The 7,777-nt window shown below is 67.0% G+C and carries 8 protein-coding genes; 4 read left to right on the plus strand and 4 right to left on the minus strand.

Annotation, left to right across the window (positions count from 1 at the left end; translation table 11 throughout):
- The 3 genes from INE98_RS00005 to INE98_RS00015 form a co-directional block, all read right to left on the minus strand.
- On the minus strand, positions 1-1,191 hold a 1,191-nt coding region (locus INE98_RS00005), incomplete at its 3' end, for a CocE/NonD family hydrolase (RefSeq protein ID WP_293535660.1).
- Positions 1,192-1,540: 349 nt separating this feature from the next.
- Positions 1,541-1,723 carry a hypothetical protein gene (locus INE98_RS00010; protein WP_293535661.1) on the minus strand — a complete coding sequence of 61 codons (183 nt, stop codon included), beginning with the start codon at positions 1,721-1,723 and terminating at the stop codon, positions 1,541-1,543.
- Positions 1,724-1,765: 42 nt separating this feature from the next.
- Entirely contained in the window at positions 1,766-1,921 is a 156-nt protein-coding gene (locus tag INE98_RS00015) for a hypothetical protein (RefSeq protein ID WP_293535662.1), read from the minus strand.
- A gap of 305 nt (positions 1,922-2,226) precedes the next feature.
- Here INE98_RS00015 and INE98_RS00020 point away from each other — a divergent pair, with 305 nt between their 5' ends.
- A complete protein-coding gene (locus tag INE98_RS00020; RefSeq protein WP_293535663.1) occupies positions 2,227-3,135 on the plus strand; it encodes an aldo/keto reductase in 909 nt (302 codons plus the stop codon).
- Entirely contained in the window at positions 3,132-4,202 is a 1,071-nt protein-coding gene (locus INE98_RS00025) for an LLM class flavin-dependent oxidoreductase (protein ID WP_293535664.1), read from the plus strand. The genes INE98_RS00020 and INE98_RS00025 overlap by 4 nt, the downstream gene beginning before the upstream one ends.
- 66 nt (positions 4,203-4,268) lie before the next feature.
- On the opposite strand, the gene INE98_RS00030 is transcribed toward INE98_RS00025, so the two are convergent.
- Complete coding sequence (locus tag INE98_RS00030) at positions 4,269-5,546, minus strand: MFS transporter (protein WP_293535665.1); 1,278 nt, start codon at positions 5,544-5,546, stop codon at positions 4,269-4,271.
- Between the two features lie 123 nt (positions 5,547-5,669).
- Here INE98_RS00030 and INE98_RS00035 point away from each other — a divergent pair, with 123 nt between their 5' ends.
- The gene (locus INE98_RS00035; protein ID WP_293535666.1) at positions 5,670-6,758 is read left to right on the plus strand and encodes a Gfo/Idh/MocA family oxidoreductase; all 1,089 of its coding nucleotides are present in this window, start codon (positions 5,670-5,672) and stop codon (positions 6,756-6,758) included.
- Between the two features lie 88 nt (positions 6,759-6,846).
- Positions 6,847-7,777 (plus strand): TonB-dependent receptor (locus INE98_RS00040; protein WP_293535667.1); only part of this gene is annotated, 931 nt, incomplete at its 3' end.

Genomic DNA, 7,777 nt, shown 5'->3' on the forward strand with positions numbered 1-7,777 from the left:
CTGCCCTTCGGGCTGTCCGGCCAGCATGTACTGTACTGTTGGCCAGTCGCGAACACCGTTGGCCTCGCCCTTGAGCCAATGGTCGAACCAGAGGAACATCGGCTTGGTGGGCCACCGATCCGGATCGTCGACTTCGTAGTGAGTGCCATCCAGCATGATCAGTTTCTGGTCGCCCCGAGCCGCCTGAATGCGACCGAATGACTTCAATGTACTGTCATGAAAGAAGTCATGCCACGTCGAGACGTGCAGGACAGGCGCCCGAATGCGGTCGGTGACGTCCAGCCCAGCGGCGGGACTCCGACCCGCGGCCAGCAGATCAGGCCAGCGGGGCTGCAGCTGGCTGACGATTGGCAAGTCCGGGGTGATGGCCCGGGTCCACCAGCTCGACTGGGCCGGATCACCGGCCTCCAGCGCCCCAAACATCTCCTCCAGCGCATCGCCGGCCTGGCCCTTCAGGGCGCCGACCTGCTGGGCGGTGAGGCCGAGCTTGGAGTCATGATCGTCACTGTTGTCGAAGACCTGTCCGAGGAGGAAGGGCAGCAGGGCTTCCCATTTCACGCGGCCTTCCGGAAAGAGCACCCCACCCACGAAGTCTGGCGAGGTAACCTGTGCAAACACCGCCTTGATCGAGGTCCGCCCCGACGCAGCGGCCTGGAGTGACACCACTCCGCTGGCCGAGTCGCCGAAGATGCCGATGCGGCCATTCGACCAGGGTTGGCGCTCAACCCAGCGGATAAGCGCCTCGCCATCACGCACCTCTTCACCCAGGAAAAGGCTGAACACACCATCCGAGGAGAGGCGACCCCGCGTCTCTTGCACCACCAGCGCGTAACCGCGGTCTGTGGCCTCGGTCCAGCCCACATCCTCGGGACTGGCCTCGATTTCGCCGTTCGCATGCTCTTCCGGGAACCCGCTCACCGGTGTGATCGGCAGGTCGTAGGGCGTGCGCATCACCAGGGTTGGGAAGGGGCCGGCGCCCTGGGCGGGGAGGTAGACATAGGTCGACAGGCGCGTACCGTCGCCGCCGGGCACATTCACCTTGGCCACCCGGTGGCCGGCTACCGCCCGCCGGAATTCGCTGGTGGCGACCACGGGCCCTTGGGAGACAGGCTCAACACTCCCAGCGCCGCCGCCACCACATGCCGCCAGGACCGAAACACATAATAGGGCCACCCACTTCACGATGTTCATGAGTCAATTCCTTCGAAGACGTCGTTCACTGGCCGGGCGGTATGCTCGTCGGACCTGATCGCCTCAAGGATTTGGCAGGCGCCTTTGCACCAATGGCGCGCATTGTGCACGGACGACGTGGAGCGGCTCTGCACCAACGGCGCATTTCATGCATGAGTGGTTCTCGACCCGTCAGTTGCAGCAGCTGGGCGCGCGACAGGTCCGGACGATTGAGTCATCCCACCCGGCTCGCAGGCGCCCCCTCCAGGAAGGTCCGCATCCCCGTCCACACCCCCGCCGGATCGTCCAGGAAGAAGCAAGGCCCGCCGCCGTGTGTCAGGTAGAAGGCTGGGGGGCGGCGGCCACAGGTCTATTCGGGGACGTTGCGCCAGGACTCGGCGATGCCAAAGCCCTGCCGCCCGTCCATTGCGAAGCGGGCGAGGCCCTCGTTGACGAAGGTGGCGCCGCCCGGGAAGGGGATCTTGGTCGGGCACATGTTGATCACCCGGCCTTCGATGCGGCCCCCCCGGCCCTTGCCGGTACGCGCGGTCATCGAGACCGTCTCGCGAAGGATGCAGCCAGACCGGAAGGTGGTCTAGACACGGACCTCCTCCAGGGTGTCCATCCCCTCCCGGTCCTGGCCGATTTCCCGCCCACCGTAGGTAAAGGCCACCCTGCCGCCGCCCAGGTAGACGGCGTGCAGGGCGTCCGCCCAGCCATTACCCGGCCGGAAACCCAAGCGAGTGAACATGCCCACGCCGCTCCCGGGGTCCACGAAATTGAAACAATAGCTCTTGCTCGGGGCCGGGTCTTCGCCGGTCGGATGCATAGCCTCGTCTGAGCCCGCCACAGCGGTCATTCCGGGGTCTCCCACTGAACCAGTTCCTGCCGCAGGCTGCGGTGACAGATGCGGGTATACAGTGACCCTGGGGCTCCTGCACCCCGGGAGCCTGGCTTCCCTCGGGAAGTAGAGCCGGTCATGATGTCCCTCAGCGGGGTGAACCGCCCCAACCGACCCGCGGGGTCGGGACCTAGAGGAGGTTTGAGACAAGGCCCATGACCCAGCTTCCAAGTCCGCCCCGCATGCGCGCCCTCTATCCCGGCGGCCCAGAGGTTTCCTCGGTCGCCTGGGGCATGTGGCGCTTCGCCGGGGACGATGTGGCGGCGGCGGAGGCGCGCATCCAGGCCGCCCTGGACGCCGGCGTCACGCTCTTCGACACGGCGGACATCTACGGACCCGACAATGGCGAGCCCTTCGGCGCGGCGGAGGCCTTGCTCGGGCGGGTGCTGGCCGGCAATCCGGGCCTGCGGGGCCGGATGGTGATCGCCACAAAGGGCGGCATCTCCATGGGCGTGCCCTACGACTCGAGCGCCAGTTACCTGGCCGCCGCCATCGACGCCTCGCTCGCCCGGATGGGGGTCGATCATGTTCCGCTCTGGCAGATTCACCGACCCGACCTCCTGACCCATCCCGCCGAGATCGGCGAGGCCCTTCTGACGGCGCACCAGGCCGGCAAGATCGGCGCCGTCGGCGTCTCCAACTTCACGCCCTGGCAGGTGGAGGCCCTGGCCGCCCACCTGCCCCTGCCGATTGTCTCCTGCCAGCCGGAATTCTCACCCCTGGCCGTGGCGCCGCTGGGCGACGGGGTGCTTGACCAGGCGATCGCCCGGGGCATGGCGGTGCTGGCCTGGTCGCCCCTCGGCGGCGGCCGGCTGGGCAATCCTGGCGATGAGCGCACACGCGCGGTCGCTGCGGCCCTGGACGCCAAGGCCAAGCAGGCGGGTGTCAGCCGCGCCGCCGCGGCCTACAGCTGGATCATGGCCCATCCGGCCCGGCCCATTCCCATCGTCGGAACCCAGTCTGTGCCGCGGATCGCCGAGATTCCAGACGCCTACACGCCCACCTGGACCCGGGCTGAATGGTATGAGGTCCTGGTCGCCGCCCGGGGAGAACCGCTGCCGTGACCCAAGCCCTGCCGCCCTGCGAAGTCTCCTGGTTCTCCGCACTCTGCGACGACGACTATGAGTTCCTCGGCGTGCCCGACCCGGCGCTGAAGTCGAGCTGGGAGCACTGCCGAGACATCGTCCTGCAGGCCGAGGCCGGCGGCTTCGACAACATCCTGCTGCCCTCGGGCTACGAGCTGGGCATCGACACCACCGCCTTCGCCGCGGCGATCGCGCCGATGCTGAAACGCATGCGCCTCCTGATGGCCGTGCGGATCGGCGAGATGTGGCCGCCGCAACTGGCGCGCCAGATCGCCACGATCGACCGCATCCTCGGAGGTCGGCTGACGGTGAACATCATCTCCTCCGACATGCCCGGCGAGAAGCTGGCGTCGGGCCCGCGCTATGCGCGCACGGTCGAGGCCATGAGCATCCTGAAGACGCTGCTGAACGGCCAGCCGCTGGACCATGACGGGGATTTCTGGAAGCTGAAGCTGGATCCCCCGCGTATCGGCACGGTTTCGGGCAAGGCCCCCCAGCTTTACTTCGGCGGGCTCTCGGAGGATGCGCGCGCGGCGGCCGCCAAGGGCTGCGACGTGTACCTGATGTGGCCAGACCGACGCGAGGCGGTCGCCGACATCATCGCCGACATGACCGCGCGCGCGGCGCAGCATGGCCGCAAACTCCGGTTCGGCTACCGGGCCCATGTGGTGGTTCGCGACACCGAGGCCGAGGCGCGCGCGGCCGCCGACCGCCTGCTCTCGAAGCTGGATGCCGATGCAGGCGCTGCGATCCGCGCCAAGTCGCTCGACTCCACCTCGGTGGGCGTCCAGGCGCAGGCGGCGCTGCGCGAAAGCGCGGCCGATGACGGCTATGCCGAACCGAACCTGTGGACTGGCATTGGCCGGGCCCGGTCAGGCTGCGGCGCGGCGATAGTCGGTGATCCGGACCAGGTGCTGGCCAAGCTGAACGACTACCGGGCCATGGGCATCGAGGCCTTCATTCTTTCAGGCTATCCGCACGCGGCCGAGGCGGACCTGTTTGCCCGCCATGTGCTGCCGCGGCTCGAGCACGGCCCGCTGGTCTGAAGGGTTGGAGAGCCAGCTGCGACGACGAGCCTGACCGGCGCCGCGGGATCACCGCGGCGCAGGCGCTCAGTGTCCGAGGCTGACCGGCGCCGGTTGGCGGTCGGCGAGGGGCGTGATCTTCGGCAGCCACAGCTGGATCCAGCCCAGCGCCAGCAGGTAGCTGCTGCTGGCGAACAACAGGAGTGGGCCATAGCCAAGTCCCATGGTGAGCACCTTGCCCGCAGCCCAGACGATGCCCATTCCGCCGATATTGCCGCAGAACGCGCCGAAGCTGGTGACACGCCCCACCTTGTCGGTCGGCGTCACGTCGGTGATCAGGGCGAACAGGTTGGTGGAGAACCCCTGGTGGGCCGCAAGCACCACGGCCAGGATGCCCGCAGCCGCCCAGGCGTTGGGCGCAGCCAGAGTGGCGGGCAGCACCAGAACCAGAAGGCCCGAGCCCAGCATGATCCCCTTGCGCACGCGGTCCACCGGGAGACCCCGCGACATCAGCGCAGTCGCCAAAGTCCCGCTGATGAGGGATCCCGCAGCGGCGCCGGTGTAGGCCAGCGCGACAGGACCCCCGAGCGCCACGCCGGACACGCCAAACTGCCGGTGCATCAGGTCCGGCATCCAGAACAGCAGTAACCACCAGGTGGCGTCGGACAGGAACTTCGCGCCCGCGATCGCCCAGGTGCCGCGGTCCTTCAGGATCGGACGGCGCGGAGCGTCCGGCTGGGCCGCGGGCGTCGGCGGGGCATCGAGGGGCGTCTTGCGCGTGGCGATCAGCCAGCAGACCGTCCAGACCACCCCGGCCAGCCCGGCCACCAGGAAGGTGCCGCGCCAGCCCAGGGCGCCCGCCATCACGGGAATGAGCACCGGGGCGCTGATCGCGCCCAGGCTGTTCACGGCATTGATCACGCCGAACCCTGTAGAGCGCACTTCGGGAGGCAGAATCGTCGCCACCGTCTTGATCATCGACGGCGTACCCATGGCCTCGGTCGCCCCCAGTCCGACGCGGCAGAGGATGAACTGCGGGATGCTGTGAGCGAGGCCGTGGGCCATGGCCGCGAGGCTCCAGCTGAACACACCCAGCGGATTAGCCCACCTCACGCCGATCCGATCGACCAACGGCCCTGCGAACAGCAGGCCGAGCGCCATGGCTCCCTGGAACCAAGCGCCCATCGCGCCGTAATCCTCGTCGGTCCACCCGAGTTCGGCCGACATCTCGGGCTTGAGCACCGAGATGATCTGACGATCCACCAGATTCAGGATGCCGGCGAAGGTCAGGAGGACGAACAGAAGCCAGCGCATCTGCGGCGTGAGAAGGCTGCCTGCAGCCGCCAGAGTTGACCCGTTTTTCAAGGCCGCACCTCTCCCAGACGCCAGCGCATGGCTCCACCTGCGCCACTTTTGAGCTTGCTCCGAAGCATCATCTGGAAGGATGCTCACACTCTGTTGGCGTTGTCATATTCTCTGGAGAGTCAGTTGGCCGAGACGGTCCGCTACGGCCTGGTCGGTGTTGGAATGATGGGCGTGGAGCACATCCACAACCTCGCCGTTACACCGGGCGCGGTGGTGACCGCAATCGCCGATCCCGTCGAACGATCGCTGGGCCCGGCCCGCGAAGCGCTGGGTCCGAAGGCTGATCTCGTCACCGCCTTTACGACAGGGGCCGATTTGGCCCGCAGCGGCCTTGTGGATTGCGTCATCGTCTCCAGTCCGAACAACACGCACCGACAGGTGCTGGAACCGATGTTCGAGGCCGGACTGCCGATTCTCTGCGAGAAACCGTTGGCCACGACGCTCGAGGACGCGCGCTGGATCGTCGAGCAGGCCGAGCGCGCCTCAGCCCCGTTCTGGACGGCGATGGAGTACCGTTACATGCCGCCGGCCGAGGCGTTCATCGGCGAGGTACACGGCGGCCGGGTCGGAAGGCTGCAGATGCTGTTGGTTCGCGAGCACCGCTTCCCGTTTCTGAGGAAGGTGGGCGACTGGAACCGGTTCGCCGCGAATACCGGTGGGACAATGGTCGAAAAGTGCTGCCATTTCTTCGACTTGATGAGGCTCATCACCCGTTCGGAGGCCGTTCGGGTCTACTGCTCGGGCGCCATGGATGTGAACCATCTCGATGAAAGCTATGAGGGTCGTCGGCCCGACATCATCGACAACAGCTACACCACCATCGACTTCGCCAACGGCGTTCGCGCCATGCTGGATCTCTGCATGTTCGCCGACGGCGCCGAGAACCAGGAAGAGATCACCGCTGTCGGGGATGCAGCGCGGCTTGACGTCCTAATTCCTAGTGGTGACATAGTGTATTCTCCGCGGGTGGGGTTCCGTAACCCTAAGCGCGTGGAGCGTCGCGTCGTCGAGGTGGATCCCATCGCGCTGAAGGCCGGCACCCACCACGGGTCGACCTTCTACGAGCACCAGCGCTTCAACGCGGCGGTGCGCGGAGCGGGCCCGGTGGAAGTGACCGCACGCGACGGGTTGATGGCCGTGGCCATCGGCGCAGCCGCAGAGATCAGCGCGCGCGAGAAGCGTGTGGTGGAGATGTCGGAACTGGGTTTCTGATTACCCGGCTGGTCGCCGGAAAGACAACAAGAGCGGCGTGCGTGTGATAGCGCCAAGTATCAACGAGAGCGAGATTTCGGGGAAGCCAATGCAACGCAAGATCCTGATCACTGGGGCCGCCATCGCCGCCCTCATGACCGCCGCGCCCGCCCTGGCCCAGACGGCCAACGATGGCGTTGACCTCGGCGAACTGGTCGTCACCGCCCAGAAGCGGGAACAGAAACTGCAGGATGTTCCGGCAGCGATCTCGGTCCTGTCCGGCGACGCGCTCGCCGCTCGCGGGTCGTTAAACCTCGAGGGCGCGCAGTACCTCGTGCCCACCCTCAACTTCCGCAAGTCTGGCACCACCATCAATCAGACGCTCTTCCTGCGCGGGGTCGGCACGTCGACCTTCTCGATCGCGGGCGAACCCTCGGTCTCAACGGTTGTGGACGGCGTGGTCTTCAGCCGCTCAGGCGAGGCCTTCAGCGACCTGGTCGACGTCGAGCGCATCGAGGTGTTGCGTGGCCCGCAGGGGACGCTCTTCGGCAAGAACACCTCCGCAGGTGTGATCAACATCGTCACCAAGCGTCCGGGCGACGACTTCGGGGGCTATGTCGAGGGCGGCTACTTCTCGGGCGGCGGCGAGGTGAAACTCCGCGCGGGTGTGGACGTGCCCTTCAGTGATCTCGTGAAGGGCCGCTTCACGGTTTCCTATGGCAGCTACGACGGCAACATCCGCAATCTGACCCGCGGGACGCGGGTGAACGGGTACGAGCACTGGGGCGTCCGCGGCGTGATTGTGGCCGACCCTACAGAGGATCTCTCCCTGACCCTGATCGCCGACTACCGCGAGTCCGACGATGACTGCTGCGCCGAACTGATCGGCACGACACCTACCAACCTGACGGCGACGGTCCTGCCCACGCCGCGCGGCGACCGCACCCGGCATGTGACGCAGGATCTGATCACCAGCACCAAGGAGGAGAGCGGCGGCGTTTCATTGCAGGCCGACTGGAGCGTCGGGGGCAATGTCGTCA

Origin of the sequence: Phenylobacterium sp. (genome assembly GCF_020253645.1) — a bacterium.
Classification (GTDB): Bacteria; Pseudomonadota; Alphaproteobacteria; order Caulobacterales; family Caulobacteraceae; genus Phenylobacterium.